We start from the raw sequence: 17,643 nt of genomic DNA on the forward strand, positions 1-17,643 counted from the left end.
GTACGTCCAGTTCTCAATCTTTCCGATATTATTCTTCCAAGCTTTGCTCTTTTCTATATGATAGCTGCCGTATTTCACTACGGCTTGAATTTCTTCCTTTTCCAGATAAGCGTAGTTTTCTTCACTACCATATCCTGCATCTGCAATGACGGTTCGTGGGTGTTTGCCAAGCATCTGTCTAGCTTTTTCCATGTACGTTTCTAAACAGCGAGTATCGGTAGGCCTTGGGTGTAGACTGTAGGCCAAAATAAACTGGTTTTCGGTCCCGATCTGTACATTGTAGCCCGGTTTGAGTTGGCCATTTCGCATGTGGTCTTCTTTCATCCGCATGAAGTTGCATCCGGATCGGTCTTGCTGAAGCTGTTCCGATCACCCAGCAGTGATTGGTATTGTTCGTACTTCAGTAACCTGGGTAGGCTGCGTTAAAGATCGTATCGTCCAGCCGGTTTACGACTGCATTGACGAGACGAACGAGGTGATTCTCTGGAATGTCTTCTTCTATATCCATTGGCAGGAAAAGTTGGTCCATGGTATATTGAATGTACAAAGAAATCGCTCCTTTGGAATGGTTGGTCGTACTTCCATTTTACCAAAAGAGCGATTTTTTTGTGTTGTTTTTGGTTGAAAAGTTGCAGAAGTCTGCTTAAAGTAGCGCAGAGGACGGAACGATTTCGTAAAAGCGATAGCGGTCGCCTTGGTCTCCGAATTTCAACCGCTGAGCGGTTTCAATCCAGAAATTTGGAGACCACAGCGATTGGAGAAACGGTCCGTTCGCGTAAGCGACCTCTCAGACAAATAACTCTCCCCATACAAAAAAGGGGCCCCCTAGCCATTTTCATGACTTATGGGACAGCCCCTCTTCATTCATTCATTAGAGATTACTGTAACTTATACTTGTGCTGCATCTAAATCTATTTTGCTATTATTATATATTTTAGGATCATTCTCATTTAATATTTTGCTGGAGATGAGACCTGACGTCATGGAGTCATTTACATTCAGTGCTGTACGTCCCATATCAATTAATGGCTCAACAGAGATCAGTAGACCTGCCAATGCAACGGGCAATCCCATTGTAGATAATACAATCAATGATGCAAAGGTAGCTCCGCCACCAACACCTGCAACACCGAAGGAACTAATCATAACGACTAGAATCAATTTCAGAATAAAGCTCCAGCTTGTTGGATCTATCCCTACGGTTGGTGCAATCATGACAGCCAACATCGCAGGATATATTCCGGCACATCCGTTCTGACCTATCGTAGCCCCAAAAGTAGCAGACAGATTCGCAATTCCTTGCGAAACACCAAGTTTTCTCGTCTGTGTCTCTACATTCAATGGAATGGTAGCTGCACTAGAGCGTGAAGTAAATGCGAACGTCAGCGTAGGTAGTACCTTTCTTAGATAGACTAGCGGATTGAAACCAAACAACGTAATTAATATTAAATGAATAACAAACATCACAGCCAATGCAACATAAGAAGCAATAACGAAGTTAATTAGCTTTAATATCTCTTCAACATGTGTCGTAGCAACAGTCTTGGTAATCAATGCTAATATACCATATGGTGTTAACCTTAATACCAACGTAACCATTCGCATGACAACTGCATATATCGCTTCAATCAGATCACGGAAGATCTGTGCTTGTTTAGGCTTCTTGCGATCTACTCCCAGAACAGCAACTCCAATAAAGGCTGCGAAGATAACAACGGCAAGCGTAGACGAACTACGAGCTCCTGTCATATCTAAAAATGGATTCTTGGGAATGAATTCAAGCATTTGTTGTGGAATCGATTTATCTTCGACTGTACCCAGTCTCTCCTCCAATTTCAAACCTTGTGCGATTTCTCGATCACCACTCTGAATATCAATCGCTTTTAGATCAAAGCCAACCGTAGTGATAATACCCACACCTGCAGCAATCGCAGTAGTAATCAGAAGTACTGCAATGATGGAGAAACTCATCTTCCCAAGATTCTTAACACCATTCAAATTCATAATAGCCGAAATGATCGATACCATGATTAAGGGAATCACGATCATTTGAAGTAATCCTACATAACCGTAACCTACCAAGTTAAACCATTCGACAGACTTACCTATGATTTTTGAATCCGGTTCAAAAAAGAATTGCAATACAACCCCAAATACGATCCCTAACCCTAATCCAGTAAAGACACGCTTCGTGAAAGAAATCCGTTTCTTCTGCATCCAGATTAATAATCCAATCAGTACCAACATAGCGACAATGTTCAAAATAATCCAAGCATTTTCCATTATGTAATCCTCCCCTAAATAAAATATATGACTAAATAAATATGAATAATATTTTGATATTTCATATCATAGCACATACCCTAGTATTTGGGTAGGATTAATTAAACAACTTATCTTTAGTATTTCTAATGCCCATAAAATCGTAGATTTGTTTCATATCAAGATGGCTGCGAACTACTTCAGCGACTCGATCGAATTCCTGTTCTTTAAGTTCATTAGTAGTATATGTCTGACTTATAGGGTTCAATCCTTTTTGCACACGAATACCGTCAAGCCAAGCCCTCCGAAAGCTATCGTTATGAAATACGCCATGAAGATAAGTTCCCCACGTGCATCCATCATCCGTCCCCCAACCTTCGTGTACAAGATTGCCTGTCTTTTGCTCCAGTTGAAACAGTGGTCCCACATTGTTCATGTCTAAGCATTCTGTGATGCCCATATGAATTTCATAACCTTCAATCGGAACAGCGTCCTGATTCGTCTCAAGATGAAGTGGATGAGTGGATGCTAGTCCCCCCTTCACCCTTACCGTTATTTTATCTTTCAAAAATGTCGTCTTGACTGGAAGATAGCCCAGACCTGTCGCACTTCGGGGTTCGCCACTCTCCACGGCAAAAGGATCAATCAGCAATTCTCCTAGCATTTGATATCCTCCACAGATACCAACGAGTTGCTGTGTTCCAGAATCCATAGCATCTGCAATGAATTGTTCAAACTCCTGCAGCTGAAGGTAGTTCAAATCCCCAATAGTATCCTTTGTTCCAGGTAGAATAATAACATCAGGTGAACCTAGCTCTGCAACTGTCTTCACATATCGGAGCGTTACATCTTTCTCCTCGCGCAGAGGATCAAAATCCGTAAAGTTAGAAATTCTCGGGAATTGAATGACAGCAATATCGATCTCACGTTGTCCCGCTACTTTTTGACGCAACGCATCTAACACGACAGAATCTTCCGCTTCAATCTTCATCTCCTCGATATAAGGTAACACTCCAAGCACTGGAATACCTGTACGCTCAGTCAACCAACGCAATCCTGGCTCAAGCAATGAAATATCGCCTCGAAATTTATTAATAATGAAACCCTTTACTCTTTGTCGCTCATGGGGTTCAAGTAGTTCGAGCGTTCCAACGATAAATGCAAATACCCCGCCTCGATCAATATCTGCAATTAACAATACTGGAGCATCTGCCCAACCCGCTACATTCATATTAACGATGTCATTGCTCTTTAGATTTATTTCTGCTGGGCTTCCAGCGCCCTCCATCAATACGATATCATACTCCCCACGCAACCTATTCAGCGCATCCATCACGATATTCTTTGCCGTTGGCAAGAACAGACTGCGATAATCAGATGCACTCATATGTTGATAAGGTTCACCGTGCACAATAATCTGCGAGAACATATCCTTCACTGGCTTAATAAGGATTGGATTCATATCCGTTGTAGCTTTAATACCAGAAGCTTCAGCCTGAACACCCTGTGCACGTCCGATCTCTTTCCCATCTTCTGTAACATAAGAATTTAGAGCCATATTTTGCGACTTAAAGGGCGCTGTGCGGTATCCATCTTGTGTAAGAATACGGCATAAAGCGGTGGTAATCACACTCTTACCCACGTCTGACGCAGTCCCCTGTAACATCAGTATGGGTCGCTGTAACCCTTTATTCAGCTGATTAGCCTCAGGTTGATCCATCCTCTTGTCCCCTCTCATATGACATGATGCAATAGCACTAGCATAAGTAATGCTACTACTTCAAGGAACTCATTAAGAGCCCCATAGGTATCTCCTGTTAATCCCTCTAAAGTAGCATTCAATCTTCGTGCCATCCAAGTTCCTGCTATCCACGTGACAAGTGGAATCGTAATCAATCCTATTATAGCTATCAGCCATGCACCGCTATTCATATTTATAAGTGGTGCTATCGATGCCGCTAATACGGATAAGAACATTGCCAATAATAATGTGGCGACGATATGACCTGTATCAAGACCATTAAATTTTCCAGCTAAGCCATTGTTACCACGCGCTGTAGGCCATGATGACATCGCATGAACCATGAACCAGCGACTCCAAATCAACGGAAGGAGTAAAAGACCCGAGTAGTCGACACCCTCATCTAATAGCGAATATATTAAAGAGAATTTCAGCAGAAGTAACAGTACGCACGCTAACACGCCCATCGCTCCTACACGACTATCCTTCATAATATCCAACATCTGTTCACGCGAGCGGTAACTCAAGATACCATCCGCTGTATCCATCCATCCATCTAAATGTAACCCTCCCGTTAGTCCGATCCATAGGATTAGAGTTAGAACTGCAGCAGGTAGAGAGGGTAGAACGTAAGAGAACCCCATCGCACTTACCCATACTACCAATCCAATAGCAGCACCCACCAACGGGTAGAATCTCACACTTTGACGAAAAAGTGCTGGTGAATATTCTAGATTCGCCTTCACAGGAAATCGAGATAGAAATTGAAATGCGGCTGCAGCAGCTTCTCCCCATTTCGTCATAGTTTATACTCCCTACCTTTCAACTCCATCGGAATACCTGCCGTTACTAGGAACACCTGAGAACAGATTCTTGCGATTGCCTGATTTAGGATTCCTGCTAAATCGCGGTACATTCTTCCCAATGGATATTCTGGTACAATGCCATTCCCAACCTCATTGGTTACCATGATCAAATGACCTGGATACTGCTGCACTTGATCTATAAGAAGATCAATTTCAGTCTGAACTTGCTCAATGGCATCATCCTTACCTTCAACTAACAATAGAACATTAGATAACCATAGCGTCAAACAATCTATCATCACTGTTGGGGGTAAAACATTATTTACCAGACTACTTATCCGCCAATCTTCTAATAGCTTACTTAACTTGAAAGATTCTTCGCGTGTGATCCAAGGATAATTCGCTTGATCGCGCTGAAGCTTATGAAGAGCTATGCGTTCTCTCATCTCATCATCGAAAGCTTGTGCTGTTGCCACATATATAGCTTCCTGTGAGATTGACATACATAACTTCTCAGCAAAGCTACTCTTCCCGCTCCTTGCCCCGCCTGTAACAAGTGTGATCATTTCGCTCTTTCCTTGGATTCACTGGATACGCCTGCACTCTCAAACGTCGCCATTTCATTCACAATACGACATGCCGCATCAAGTAGATGTAGACACAGAACGCCTCCTGTACCTTCACCTATACGCATATCCAAATCCAACATTGGACGAAGCTGTAGCTCTTGCAACACTAATCGATGGGCTTGTTCATGCGAAGCATGCGACACAATCATGTAATCTGCTGACATGGGACAAATCGCCTTGGCAAGTAGCGCAGCAGCACTCGAAATAAAACCATCAATAATAACCGGACAACCGTTTACTGCCGCCCCAAGAATGACGCCTACTAACCCTCCAATTTCGAGTCCACCAACCTTAGCAAGAACATCAATAGGATCAAGGGGATTAGGCGCGTTTACCTTCAATGCCTGCTCTACAACGCTTACTTTATGCAATAAACGGGAATCATCAATTCCAGTTCCCCTGCCAACGGCATCTCTAACGGAGATATTCGTCAATGCGCTGGTTATCGCGGAGCTAGCCGTCGTGTTGCCAATACCCATCTCCCCGGTCACAAAAAGTTGCACGCCACGCTCAACAGCATCTTTAACTACTTCAACACCCACCAAGATGGACGCTATCGCTTCCTCATATGTCATAGCTGGCCCTTGTGCCATGTTCGCTGTACCATAGCGGATTTTATGTGATAACAAGTTAGGATGCGACAATTCACTATTCACACCAATATCTACACAGACCACTTCTGCAGCTGCTTGTCTTGCAAGGACGTTAACCGCTGCCCCACCTGCAAGGAAATTATGAATCATTTGAGGCGTAACTTCTTGCGGGAATGCACTCACACCCTCTTCACACACACCATGGTCTCCCGCCATGATAATAACTTCTCTCTTCTGAAAAGTAGGCTTAACAACGCCTGTTATCCCTGCTAGTTGTATTGCTACAGAAGCTAACTTCCCTAGACTACCCGGTGGTACCGTAAGGTTATTGATATGTAATTTAGCCTCATTCATCGCAACTTGATCAAGTTCTTTAATTTCACCGATCTGCTTCATCATACTTATACTCATTGGTAATCTCCTCCTAATTTATAGCGATCTATTATTTATTTAGTAGCGTGATAGAAGTATCTGTGGCAAACCACTAACTGGATGCTTCACAACCACTGGATCCACTCCGTATACACTTCGGATATTATCCTCTGTAATCATTTCTTCGGGTGTTCCCATTCCAACAACTTCTCCCGCTTGTAACACTACGATCTTATCGCAGAATTGTGCAGCTAAATTCAAATCATGTAGCACGGAGACAACCGTAATTCCTGTATCTTTACGCCAAGTGGCAACCATTTCCATGAATTGTAGCTGATAGTAAATATCCAAATACGTGGTTGGTTCATCCAGCAATAGAATGCATGGCTCTTGTGCCATCACTTTACCTAATGCGACACGCTGTCTTTGTCCACCACTAAGTTCATCCACAAGACGATCACTAAGATCAATCAACTGTAATCTGTCCATAATACGATCTATCATTGTTGTGGCATTCTTACTTTTGTCTCGTCCAAGCCAATTCTGAAAAGGGAACCTCCCCATTTCAACAACATCTCTAACAGGATATCTTATTGCAGGAAGTCCATCTTGCTGAAGTACAGCAATCATCTGAGATAGCTCTCGTCGATTATAGTCTGAGACATGACGACCCTGAATCATTAGCTCACCACTGCTAATCTTGTCTACACCAGATATTAATTCTAGAAGTGTCGATTTACCACTTCCGTTAGGACCGATAATTCCCCACCATTCACCTTCTCGTATAGACAAGCTTACATCTTGAAGTGCCAATAGATTACCATAACTTTTAGATACTTTTGTCACTTCAATCATATCATACCTCCGTTTCTTTGCTTCTTATTTCGATACAATAGATAAGCAAAGAATGGGGCACCGATAAACGCTGTAACGACTCCAAGAGGAATCTCGGTCGGGGCGAAGATGGAACGAGCAACGGTATCAGACCACATCGTGAAGATAGCGCCTCCTAATGCTGATAGTGGAACAATAAATCGGTAATCAGGTCCAGCAATCAATCGAATGATATGTGGAATAACGAGTCCGACAAATCCAATAACACCAGATACGGATACAGCAGCTGCAGTTAGTAATGTAGATACAATCAAAGTTCTTATTTTTAGTCTTTCAACATGAAGCCCCATATGCGCGGCCTGACGTTCACCAAGTGCCATTAAATTTAGAGATCTTGCACTACTCCAAATAACGACAAATCCAATCATGACATATGGCAACAACATGAGCGTATATGACCATCCTCGAAAGCTGAGCCCACCCATGGTCCAGAACATGATCTCATTAATCGTCTGCTTAGACATTACCGTTAGAAAGGATACAATGGCACCTAGAAAGGTTTGCATCACAATCCCAGATAAGATCAAACTATTCGTTGGAATTTTACCTCCTTCTCGAGCTAGGGATAATACAGCCCAGAGTGTCACTATTCCAGTAAAGAAGGCAACCAATGGAAGCGTCCATGCGCCAATGAATGAATACTGCATCCCAAAGAAAATAATAATAGCTGCTCCAACCGAAGATCCTGCAGATACGCCCAGTGTATAAGGGTCTGCTAAAGGATTACGCAATACACCCTGAAATCCAGAACCAGCCACCGCAAGAGCAGCACCAACTAGCATGCCTAGTATAATTCGTGGCAATCGCACCTTAAGCAAAATTTGTTCATATGCAGGACTCCATGTAGGAATAATAGCATCGCCTACCCAAGGTAAGCGATGCAATAAGATTCCTATAATATCTTTAACGGGGAGCTTCACTGCCCCTATTCCCAGGCAGAGGATGAAGCTCACGACAAGCAAGATGATCCCGAGTCCTCCATACCCTACCGCTTTTTTATTCATGGCTTGACAAGTTCAGGATAGATGGCTTGAGCTACGATCTTAAGTCCTTCTGTCACACGCGGTCCTGGACGAGCAATCAGGTTATCATCCAGTGCATGGATGGCATCATTCTTAATGGCTGTAATCTGATCCCAACCACTACGAGCTTTAATTATCTCATCTAACGTTTTTTGGGTCTTTTCATCAATCACATTCTTAGAGTACAGAATAACATCAGGATTATCATTAATGATTTTCTCTTCACTGATTTCATTCCATCCAACCGTATCTGCAGCAATGTTAACTCCACCAGCTAGGTGAATAAGCTCGTTCATAAATTCACCACTACCCACTGTCCAACCAAGTGAAAATTCGATATACACTTTCTTTTTCTGCTCAGCAGTAAGTGATTTAACCGCTTCTATCACTTCATCACGATCTTGTTTCATTGTGTCTGTCACTTTCTTCGCTTCTGCTTGACGATCTGTAATCAGACCATACATTTCAATATTTGCAATCACATCATCTACTGATTTAGGATCCGTCTTAAAAATCGGAATACCAAGACCACGTAGCTTCTCAGTAGCTTCCACACTCATGGATATACCTGTGAGCACAAGATCTGGTTGCGCTGCAATAATCGCTTCTTCATTGGGATTGTATAAACCACCCATTTTAGGCTTCGTTGTCACAGCTTCTGGATAATCGTCATAATCAGATACGCCAACAACTTGATCGTCTAACCCTATGGCAAACAACGCTTCAGTCTCTGCAGGCGAAATGGATACAATCTGCTTCGGAGCTTCTGTAAATGTAAAAGATTCACCTGTCGCATCCGCTACAGTTAGTGGATATTGTGTTTTCAATTCATCTGCTTGTTCTGCCTGTGGTGTGACTTGTTCTGTTGTTGCTGGTGCTTGCTCTGTTACTTGCTTAGGTTCATTGTTACCTCCACATGCAGTAAGTGCCAATACGAGTGCAAGCGTTAATACGCCACCGATCCAATTCTTCCAAATATGTTTCATTATTCTTTCTCTCCCCTTTTTCGTATTCTATCATGTGAGAGATGCTGTTCCTTCTACCCAAATGAAATCCCTTGTTGACAATCTCTACATATAGAAAAACCCTGATCCTCTATTGCTAGAAAGAATCAGGGATTACGTCTGGACAGACATCATATGTTATTAAACATATGATCCGTATGTTATGTGCTCATATACAATCACAGGCACTTACACAATCAAACGTAACCCTTTCCTCGAAGGATTATCATACGACTTATAAGGCAGGTCTCCTGACTCACAGGCTTACAACATTCTCACCTTCCCATCCTGCTTATAACAGAACAGTGGCATTAAAGAATATTCCTGATTCACAGTGGCGGGACCGTGCCGGATTCTCACCGGCTTCCCTATTAACTATATCTAGGAGCACACATTGTTGCTTCTAAATAGCTAGACCTCATAAGTTTATACTATTCATTTATAGACAGAATTCGCTTCTCCACTCCAAATTATAGTCTAAAGCAGGATACCTTACAAACCAATTCTTAGCAAAGACTTCAGATGTGTCATTATAGACGTCCTATCCACTCTCCATCCATCAAACTAAGCTTCAATGAGAGCGCATCTCCAGGGTCAACGTTAACATCCCAGAATTCCAAGCCAGGAATCATCATCGTTGTAAGTTGTCTAATGACACCCCCATGCGTGACGATCAGAATGGAAGGTATGCAACTTTCATCATTCCATCTATTCATATCACATACAAGATAATCCAAGAAATCAGTTAATCTCTGATTAAAGTGTTCCCAGTCTTCTCCCCGTGGAGGAGTTACTTCTTGCGGATTATCCAACCATTCCCGATATACAACAGAATGCTGTAATTCATCATATGTCTGGCCTTCCCATTCTCCGAAGTCCATCTCCCGTAAACGTTCATCAAAGATTACCCCATCTGGTGAAGTTGGATAAATCCATTCTAATGTTTCCCGACATCTTTTCAGATCACTACAGAACACTTTATGAAACGATCGCCCAGTTAACTTGTCCTTCAATGGGATAAGATCTGTCCTTGATGATGGAAGAAGTCCGATATCCGTATGTCCTAAATACCGTCTATCTTGGTTCCACTGTGTTCTGCCATGCCGAATACATACCAATTCTATCTCCATAATGTTATACCTAACCCCCACACCACAATGGAACATAACACTAGAAATAATAATGAGGACATGATCATCAACCATCCCGTAGACTGAATATCGTCCTTCGATAATGGTCGTGATAACACCCCCATATATGCGCGAAATGATACGACACCATGGTATGTATTCTCACCACCAAGCCGAATACCTAAAGCACCAGCTACGGCTGATTCAGGATATCCACTATTCGGACTTGGATGCAGTCTCGCATCATGTATGATCGTACGATACGATCCTTTATAATCCAGACGCAGGAGCCAACTACTAACGACTAATAACATGCCCGTTATACGAGCTGGAATGAAATTAGCAACATCATCTAATCGTGCCGATGCCCATCCCAAGTTGATATATTTATCATTCTTATAACCGACCATTGAATCTAATGTGTTAATCGCCCGATAAGCGATCGCTAACGGGGCACCACCAATAAAGGCATAGAATAAGGGTGAGACAATAGCATCAACAATATTCTCCGCCATCGTTTCAACGGTGCCACGGACAACTTCAGATTCATCCAGATGATCTGTATCACGCCCTACAATCATCCCCAGTGCTTGTCTTGCAGCAGGTAGATCACCACGTTTGAGATGATCATATACCTCCATGCCTGCATCTTTTAATCCTTTAGTAGCGATAGTCGTAGCTATCAATACCACTTCCAGGACCACTGAAAGCCATGGATGAATCATATATAACGTTCTCAACAACACCCATGTGATCAGCAGAGAGCCTCCCACTACAATGACTGGCAGCAGAATTCCCGCTTTTTGCATAAGGCCAGGATGTGACACATGTCTACGAATCAACTTCTCAATTTGTTTAATGCCTTTCCCCATACCTATTACGGGATGTGGTATAGAACGTGGATCTCCGATGATTAGATCCAATACATAAGCGGCCCATAGCATAAATATGGCCCAACCCATCATGGTAACTTCACCCCACCCGCACGTAGACTCTCTTGCACAGTACCATACACTACTCGACCAATCGCAGATCCTAGATCGGTCGCAGTCCCACAATATCGATGTTCAATTGGATATGTGGTGGATTGACTAACACCTAACACAATGGAATCCGTCGTAGTCCCCGTAGCGATCAAGCCGTTCTCTGCGTCCGGAATACCCATATCGGCTAGCGCTGCTGTCTTCGCTTCCACCGCTGTCATAATCGCATTGACCATTGCCGCTTGCGTCATCAACGCATCGATCATGAGGATAATATTGATCGTACCCGGTTGATAGGCGGGAAATGTAGTCCTCTTGGAACCGGCACGTGCACCATTCGATACACCTGCTGTTGTGCAGCAGAATACGGATGCATCCTTGTCCTTCTCTTCAAGCACAGCGACATGTTGCAACTGAACAGCTGTTAATAAGGCTGCGGTTGTTTCCGTAGCATAACCCCAATCGCTGAATAGCTTCGCTACGTCTTCTTCTGGGTTAGCACAGTTATAGAACCGGTCCACATAGATATTAGCTACTCGATCGATCGTCCCTATACCACCCCCATAGATCGCACTGCTCATACTATCCACAAGGCTTGGACATTGAAGTAATACATGTCGTTCATGGCGGCTAAGCGTTAGACCTGCCCATACGATAGAGGTATACTCTTGGGTTACATCATTTATAAAAGGTGTTGTCATCACGATTCTCCTTTTCTTAATGTGAAGTTTACATGGATATTATCTCTTCATCACTTGTTGTAACTCAGCCAACAAGGATTGATTCGCTTTCGGGTCTTTGATGGCAATACGGATATGTTCAACCCCCAGTCCAGGATACATCGCACAACTACGGATTAATATCCCTCGCATGCCTAGCTCATATTGCATATCTGTCGCATGCCATGGATCAGGTAGGGATACCAATAAAAAGTTAGCTTCACCCGGGCTTACATGACACCCTAACTTTTTCAGTCCGTTCATCAACACTTCTCGCTCCCTAGATATTAGTTCGAAGGTGTCCCGCTGGAACTCGTCATTAACCTCTAGTGCCGCTTCACCTGCTAACAAGGCTAGTCCATTGACACTCCAAGTCACCTGCTTACTCTTCATGGAATTAATGATATCAGGGTGTGCTAACGTATACCCCAATCGCAAACCTGGAATGGCGTAGAACTTCGTCATTGACCGAACGAGCAAGGTACGAGGATAATCATCAAGTTCCTGCAACAAGGAGGCTTGCTTCTCCCTCGCAATGAAATCAATAAACGCTTCATCTATCACCAAATAGGTATTAGAACGTTCAGCTATCTCAGCTAATGTTCTTAGTTCATCAATCGAATACTGCACACCATTCGGATTGTTAGGCTGACCAATGAACACTAGGTCCACTTGTTGGATCAACTGTGCTACATCTTCGATACCAGCTTTCCATTCCCTATATTTCGTCCCTTTAACTGAGAATACCTCTGCATTGAATTGTTCTGACAATTGCCGATATTCAGAGAAACAGGGTTCGACAATACCCACTCTCCGAGGTTGAAGTCCCAATAGAATAAGGGACATACACTCTGCTGCCCCGTTCCCAATGCAGATGTGATCCTCAGCGACATTTAGCAAACATCCTAGCATCCCTTTGAATTTCCGATGACCAGGATCTGGATAACGTATAACTGCTGATAAAGCGTCTTCCAATCTCTCCAACACTTGTTGAGGTGGACCAAGTGGATTAATATTGGCACTAAAGTCTAAGAATGCACTCTCTTCTATTCCATAAGCCTTCGTAGCACTCTCCAAATCCCCACCGTGACCATATCGTTCTAGCATCAATGTAACCATCCTTTGTATCTCATTCGTATTTAGTTTACAATTATACAGGATTAAAGAAGATTACATACCTTAAAAAGAGTAGAGGAGTAGAGTACACTATGCTATTCATCGATAATCAAGGAATTCATGACCCAGCTATTAACCTGGCCATAGAAGAATATGCACTAAAACATCTTCCAATGGAAGATAGCTATTTGTTGTTCTACATTAATCAACCTTCTGTCATCATTGGTAAACACCAGAATACCATTGAAGAAATTAATCAAGAATATTGCAAAGACAATAATGTACAAATTGTCCGTCGTCTCTCGGGCGGTGGTGCGGTGTACCATGATCTAGGCAACCTGAACTTCAGCTTCATTACGAAGGATGATGGTCATTCCTTCCACAATTTCGCCAAATTCACACAACCCGTTATTGATGCACTCCACCAAATGGGGGTAAAAGCAGAACTTACGGGTCGTAACGATATACAGGTTGGAGAACAGAAGATATCTGGTAATGCACAATTCTCAACTCGAGGTCGGATGTTCAGCCATGGCACATTAATGTTCAACCTGAACTTAGACGATGTCCAAGCTTCCCTGAACGTCAATCCCGAGAAATTCAAATCTAAGAGCACAAAATCTGTTCGTAGTCGTGTTGCGAATATAAGTGACCTAATGGAAGGTTCTATGACCATTGAGGAATTCCGCGCTGAACTTCTGCGCTCTATATTTGGAATGAATGTTGAGGATATTCCCCAATACCATTTGAAGGAAGATGATTGGAAACAGATCAACCAAATCTCCGAGGAACACTACCAGAATTGGGATTGGAACTATGGCATATCTCCGGAATCCAATGTGAAACACTCGAAGAAGTTCTCTGTCGGTATCATCGATCTACGCATGAATATTAATGAAGGTAGAATCCAAGACATTAAGATTTATGGTGACTTCTTCGGTGTAGGTGATGTATCTGATATCGAAAATGTATTACGAGGTAAAAAATACGATGACACAGAAGTCCGTACGGCTTTATCGGATCTTGATATAAGGCACTATTTCGGCAACCTTGAGTTAGACGACTTTGTTGGGCTTGTGTTTCTGGAGGAATAGCGTATGAAGGGCTGTCCGATTAGTCATCAGCTGGCTATGTGGGACAGCCCTTCACTTTATTTATATTTACGCCAATCGAGACTGCTATTCTCAAGCAAATGTTCAAAATTGTTATCTAATTTCTTTTGTTCTAGCTTACGCGCTTCCACCTTCTGTAATTCTATTTCTTCTTTTTTCTTCTTTTCCTCTGCTTTCATCTCTTCTGCCTGCGACTTCAACTGTTCTAGCATATCACTGCTTAATAAGTCTTTCAGTGTAGTTGGCTTGTATTCGGAATCCTTCTTCGGAGCCGAGGCAGGTCTTTGTTTCTTACCCATTGAATCATCTCCATTCCAACTCCATTATAACAGCCTTTGAATGCTCATTCTACGTTCATCCCTGTACATACTATAAAGATGTGGTATATGTGATCCTCCTTTTGGAAATACCTTTAGTAGCAACTAAAGAGGGGAAGACAGAGGATGAACTTATTCAACAAACTTATTCTGAAGATATTCAGAGGGTCTTCACAAGCTCAATCCGACTCAAGCAAGGAGCCCTATAAGGAACATTTAAAATCTAATCTCAAAGAAAATATTCAATATATCAAGGATACGGTAGGCAATAGCACCGACGTTATTATAAGGGAGATTCAGATTGGCTCGCAGCGAGAGACTAGTGCTGCTATTTTCTATACAGACGGTTTATCGTCCTCCAAATCTATCCAGAACTTCATTATGGAATCACTGATGCTTGATCTCCCCTATTTGGATATGAATAATAACAATTTCTCTAAAGAAGATACCTTCCAACTATTACAAGATAAAATACTAACTGTCGGAGAGATCAAGAATATCTCAGAGTTCAGTCCGTTGTTTACATCCATGTTATCAGGTGATGCTATCCTGTTAGTAGATGGATATGACATCGGTTTCTCCATCGGTATGCGCGAATGGAAGGATCGTGGCGTAACGGAATCCACGACAGAAACCGTGATTCGGGGACCGAAAGAAGGATTCTCAGAGAGCTTACGCACCAATACAGCATTAGTACGTCGAAAGATAAAGGATCCAAATCTTTGGCTTGAAACGATGGAAATTGGAAGAGTCACTAAAACTAATGTTGCGATCATGTACATTAAGGGGATTGTGGATGAAGGAGTTTTAGCAGAAGTACATGCTCGTTTAAATCGAATTGATATCGATGGTATTCTAGAAACCGGCTATCTCGAAGAATTAATTCAGGATGAGACATATACACCTTTTCCTACAATCTATCATACGGAACGACCCGATGTCGTTGCCGCAGATCTATTAGAAGGTAAAGTTTCCATATTAGTAGATGGAACACCGGTGTCACTCATTGTTCCTGCGACCGTTCTCTCGTACATTCAGGCTGCAGAGGATTACTATGAACGAGCGGACATCAGTACCCTCATTCGTATACTCCGCTTTTTCAGTATTTTTATCGCTTTACTTGGCCCTTCTTTTTATTTGGCCATTACTACCTTTCATCAAGAAATGTTACCCACACAACTTATTATAAGTCTGGCTGCACAACGCGAAGGAGTGCCCCTCCCCGCATTTATCGAAGCACTCTTGATGGAAGTGACGTTTGAAATTTTGAGGGAAGCCAGTATCCGAATGCCTAAAGCTATTGCCCAATCCATATCCATTGTGGGTACGTTGGTCATTGGTTCCGCTGCAGTTGAGGCAGGTGTCATATCTGCGGCCATGGTTATTATCATTGCGATAACAGCCGTTTCAAGCTTCGTTATACCTTCCTATGACTTGGCAATGACCATCAGAATGTTACGTTTCCCGATCATGGCACTTGCTGCATCTTTCGGTATGTTCGGTATTATTATAGCTCTTATCGCCATTGTGCTTCATTTAACCAGCTTACGTTCTTTTGGGGTACCCTATACGAGCCCATTTTCTCCATTTAACTTGGAAGATCATAAGGACGCTCTTTTCAGGTTGCCACGTTGGGCTATGATCACTCGACCACGACTCATTCATCAGAGTAATAGCATTCGATCACAAAGTCCCCCTCCTCAAAAGCCTAAAGATGATATAGGAGGTTAACCCTTGAAGAAAAGTGGTCTGTTTGTCATGATATGGATTATCTTGGCCTTGTTCGTCACTGGCTGTTGGAGTCGCAAAGAATTAAATGAACTATCTATCGCCGTGGGGATAGGAATCGATAAATCGGGAGACCAATACAAAGTTTCGGTACAAGTTGCCGAGCCTAATGAAGTTACAGGTAAACTGGGTGGCGGTTCAGCGCCTGTTACATTATTTCAAGCAACAGGAGAAACCATATTAGAAGCCATTCGAAAATTAACAACAGTTAATCCTCGACTTGTTTATTTTGCACATCTGCGGGTACTTGTCTTAGGTGAATCTTTAGCTAAAGAGGGAATCTCTAGTGCTCTTGAACTCTTATCTAGAGACCCTGAGACTCGAAATGACTTTTTGATTGTTGTATCTAAGGAATGTAGTGCTGAAGATACGATGAAGGTATTGACTAACCTCGATAAAGTACCTGCTTCCAGTTTGTTTTCTACGCTGAATACATCCCATGATAAATGGGCCTCCACCAGAAAGGTGACTATGTTTCAACTCATATCTGAGCTTGTGAGCGATGGTACAAACCCCGTGCTGACAGGAATTCAAATCTTTGGGGATGTTGAATTTGGACAAAGCCAAGAAAATATAAATATTATAGATTCACCTACTGACATGCGATATACCAATCTAGGGGTATTCAAAAAAGACAAGCTGATTGGTTGGCTGACAGAAAACGAGGGGATAGCTTACAACTATATTGCCAACGAAATTAGCAGTACCGTTAGCAATGTCAGCTGTCCCGATGGAGGTAGATTAGCTTTGAAAGTGATTCGATCAGACACAAAAGTGAAAGGATCCATGCATAATGGTCGACCTCGTATAGATATCGAAGTGTATCCACAATCCAATGTAGGTGAGATACAATGTCGACTTAATCTAACAAAGTCAAAGACCATTACAGAATTAGAAGGTTTAGAGAATCGAAGATTGGAAGAATTAATTGAGAAGACCATAGCTAGAGTTCAACAAGAATACAAAGTAGACATTTTTGGATTTGGTGAAGTTATACATCGCTCCAATCCTAAGGAATGGCGCAAATTGAAAGAGGATTGGAATCATACCTTTAGTACGCTTTCCGTCCATGTGAAGGTACGTTCTAAGATTAATTACTTAGGAAAAATATCCAACTCTTTTCTCAATGATGTTAAGGAATAGAATGAGGTGAGG

The 17,643-nt window shown here is 42.4% G+C and carries 16 protein-coding genes, 1 pseudogene and 1 riboswitch; of the genes and pseudogenes, 3 read left to right on the forward strand and 14 right to left on the reverse strand.

The genetic code is table 11. From position 1 onward, the window contains the following. The 13 genes and pseudogenes from ACH8E3_RS09680 to cobD form a co-directional block, all read right to left on the reverse strand. Positions 1–374 (reverse strand): annotated as a pseudogene (locus ACH8E3_RS09680) (transposase); the annotation flags it as partial. Positions 375–888: 514 nt separating this feature from the next. Next, a complete protein-coding gene (locus ACH8E3_RS09685) occupies positions 889–2,283 on the reverse strand; it encodes an L-cystine transporter (protein WP_458632428.1) in 1,395 nt (464 codons plus the stop codon). 97 nt (positions 2,284–2,380) lie between these two features. Continuing rightward, entirely contained in the window at positions 2,381–3,982 is a 1,602-nt protein-coding gene (locus tag ACH8E3_RS09690) for a cobyric acid synthase (RefSeq protein ID WP_458632429.1), read from the reverse strand. A 14-nt stretch (positions 3,983–3,996) separates the two neighbouring features. Next, complete coding sequence (gene cobS / locus ACH8E3_RS09695; protein ID WP_458632430.1) at positions 3,997–4,806, reverse strand: adenosylcobinamide-GDP ribazoletransferase; 810 nt, start codon at positions 4,804–4,806, stop codon at positions 3,997–3,999. Further along, positions 4,803–5,375, reverse strand: coding sequence for a bifunctional adenosylcobinamide kinase/adenosylcobinamide-phosphate guanylyltransferase (gene cobU / locus ACH8E3_RS09700; RefSeq protein ID WP_458632431.1), 573 nt, complete (start codon positions 5,373–5,375; stop codon positions 4,803–4,805). The genes cobS and cobU overlap by 4 nt, the downstream gene beginning before the upstream one ends. After that, the gene (gene cobT, locus ACH8E3_RS09705) at positions 5,372–6,442 is read right to left on the reverse strand and encodes a nicotinate-nucleotide--dimethylbenzimidazole phosphoribosyltransferase (protein WP_458632432.1); all 1,071 of its coding nucleotides are present in this window, start codon (positions 6,440–6,442) and stop codon (positions 5,372–5,374) included. Before cobT ends, cobU begins: the two co-directional genes overlap by 4 nt. A gap of 39 nt (positions 6,443–6,481) precedes the next feature. Then, positions 6,482–7,258 carry an ABC transporter ATP-binding protein gene (locus ACH8E3_RS09710; protein ID WP_458632433.1) on the reverse strand — a complete coding sequence of 259 codons (777 nt, stop codon included), beginning with the start codon at positions 7,256–7,258 and terminating at the stop codon, positions 6,482–6,484. Then, positions 7,255–8,301 (reverse strand): FecCD family ABC transporter permease, encoded by a 1,047-nt coding sequence (locus ACH8E3_RS09715; RefSeq protein ID WP_458632434.1) that lies wholly within the window; start codon positions 8,299–8,301, stop codon positions 7,255–7,257. Before ACH8E3_RS09715 ends, ACH8E3_RS09710 begins: the two co-directional genes overlap by 4 nt. Continuing rightward, positions 8,298–9,305 (reverse strand): ABC transporter substrate-binding protein, encoded by a 1,008-nt coding sequence (locus ACH8E3_RS09720; protein WP_458632435.1) that lies wholly within the window; start codon positions 9,303–9,305, stop codon positions 8,298–8,300. Before ACH8E3_RS09720 ends, ACH8E3_RS09715 begins: the two co-directional genes overlap by 4 nt. A gap of 242 nt (positions 9,306–9,547) precedes the next feature. After that, positions 9,548–9,757: riboswitch (cobalamin riboswitch) on the reverse strand. A 96-nt stretch (positions 9,758–9,853) separates the two neighbouring features. Continuing rightward, positions 9,854–10,453: a histidine phosphatase family protein gene (locus ACH8E3_RS09725; protein WP_458632436.1), complete on the reverse strand. Its 600-nt coding sequence runs from the start codon at positions 10,451–10,453 to the stop codon at positions 9,854–9,856. Continuing rightward, the gene (cbiB, locus tag ACH8E3_RS09730) at positions 10,444–11,418 is read right to left on the reverse strand and encodes an adenosylcobinamide-phosphate synthase CbiB (protein WP_458632437.1); all 975 of its coding nucleotides are present in this window, start codon (positions 11,416–11,418) and stop codon (positions 10,444–10,446) included. Before cbiB ends, ACH8E3_RS09725 begins: the two co-directional genes overlap by 10 nt. Further along, positions 11,415–12,137, reverse strand: coding sequence for an adenosylcobinamide amidohydrolase (locus ACH8E3_RS09735; protein ID WP_458632438.1), 723 nt, complete (start codon positions 12,135–12,137; stop codon positions 11,415–11,417). Before ACH8E3_RS09735 ends, cbiB begins: the two co-directional genes overlap by 4 nt. Positions 12,138–12,176: 39 nt before the next feature. Then, positions 12,177–13,262 carry a threonine-phosphate decarboxylase CobD gene (gene cobD, locus ACH8E3_RS09740; protein WP_458632439.1) on the reverse strand — a complete coding sequence of 362 codons (1,086 nt, stop codon included), beginning with the start codon at positions 13,260–13,262 and terminating at the stop codon, positions 12,177–12,179. A gap of 101 nt (positions 13,263–13,363) precedes the next feature. Here cobD and ACH8E3_RS09745 point away from each other — a divergent pair, with 101 nt between their 5' ends. Then, positions 13,364–14,365 (forward strand): lipoate--protein ligase, encoded by a 1,002-nt coding sequence (locus tag ACH8E3_RS09745; RefSeq protein ID WP_458632440.1) that lies wholly within the window; start codon positions 13,364–13,366, stop codon positions 14,363–14,365. A 56-nt stretch (positions 14,366–14,421) separates the two neighbouring features. Here ACH8E3_RS09745 and ACH8E3_RS09750 read toward each other — a convergent pair whose 3' ends face one another. Beyond that, positions 14,422–14,682, reverse strand: coding sequence for a YqkE family protein (locus ACH8E3_RS09750; protein WP_458632441.1), 261 nt, complete (start codon positions 14,680–14,682; stop codon positions 14,422–14,424). Between the two features lie 144 nt (positions 14,683–14,826). On the opposite strand from ACH8E3_RS09750, the gene ACH8E3_RS09755 reads away from it, so the two are divergent. Together ACH8E3_RS09755 and ACH8E3_RS09760 are read left to right on the forward strand one after the other, a co-directional pair. Then, the gene (locus ACH8E3_RS09755) at positions 14,827–16,431 is read left to right on the forward strand and encodes a spore germination protein (RefSeq protein ID WP_458632442.1); all 1,605 of its coding nucleotides are present in this window, start codon (positions 14,827–14,829) and stop codon (positions 16,429–16,431) included. Positions 16,432–16,434: 3 nt separating this feature from the next. Beyond that, entirely contained in the window at positions 16,435–17,631 is a 1,197-nt protein-coding gene (locus ACH8E3_RS09760; RefSeq protein WP_458632443.1) for a Ger(x)C family spore germination protein, read from the forward strand. The last annotated feature ends 12 nt before the right edge of the window (positions 17,632–17,643 follow it).

Source organism: Paenibacillus sp. CMAA1364 (genome assembly GCF_054373195.1).

Bases quoted from the DNA above. Each gene is read 5' to 3' on its own strand.
- ACH8E3_RS09685 (WP_458632428.1), bottom strand. From the start codon at position 2,283: ATGGAAAATGCTTGGATTATTTTGAACATTGTCGCTATGTTGGTACTG.
- ACH8E3_RS09690 (WP_458632429.1), bottom strand. From the start codon at position 3,982: ATGGATCAACCTGAGGCTAATCAGCTGAATAAAGGGTTACAGCGACCC.
- cobS (WP_458632430.1), bottom strand. From the start codon at position 4,806: ATGACGAAATGGGGAGAAGCTGCTGCAGCCGCATTTCAATTTCTATCT.
- cobU (WP_458632431.1), bottom strand. From the start codon at position 5,375: ATGATCACACTTGTTACAGGCGGGGCAAGGAGCGGGAAGAGTAGCTTT.
- cobT (WP_458632432.1), bottom strand. From the start codon at position 6,442: ATGAGTATAAGTATGATGAAGCAGATCGGTGAAATTAAAGAACTTGAT.
- ACH8E3_RS09710 (WP_458632433.1), bottom strand. From the start codon at position 7,258: ATGATTGAAGTGACAAAAGTATCTAAAAGTTATGGTAATCTATTGGCA.
- ACH8E3_RS09715 (WP_458632434.1), bottom strand. From the start codon at position 8,301: ATGAATAAAAAAGCGGTAGGGTATGGAGGACTCGGGATCATCTTGCTT.
- ACH8E3_RS09720 (WP_458632435.1), bottom strand. From the start codon at position 9,305: ATGAAACATATTTGGAAGAATTGGATCGGTGGCGTATTAACGCTTGCA.
- ACH8E3_RS09725 (WP_458632436.1), bottom strand. From the start codon at position 10,453: ATGGAGATAGAATTGGTATGTATTCGGCATGGCAGAACACAGTGGAAC.
- cbiB (WP_458632437.1), bottom strand. From the start codon at position 11,418: ATGATGGGTTGGGCCATATTTATGCTATGGGCCGCTTATGTATTGGAT.
- ACH8E3_RS09735 (WP_458632438.1), bottom strand. From the start codon at position 12,137: ATGACAACACCTTTTATAAATGATGTAACCCAAGAGTATACCTCTATC.
- cobD (WP_458632439.1), bottom strand. From the start codon at position 13,262: ATGCTAGAACGATATGGTCACGGTGGGGATTTGGAGAGTGCTACGAAG.
- ACH8E3_RS09745 (WP_458632440.1), top strand. From the start codon at position 13,364: ATGCTATTCATCGATAATCAAGGAATTCATGACCCAGCTATTAACCTG.
- ACH8E3_RS09750 (WP_458632441.1), bottom strand. From the start codon at position 14,682: ATGGGTAAGAAACAAAGACCTGCCTCGGCTCCGAAGAAGGATTCCGAA.
- ACH8E3_RS09755 (WP_458632442.1), top strand. From the start codon at position 14,827: ATGAACTTATTCAACAAACTTATTCTGAAGATATTCAGAGGGTCTTCA.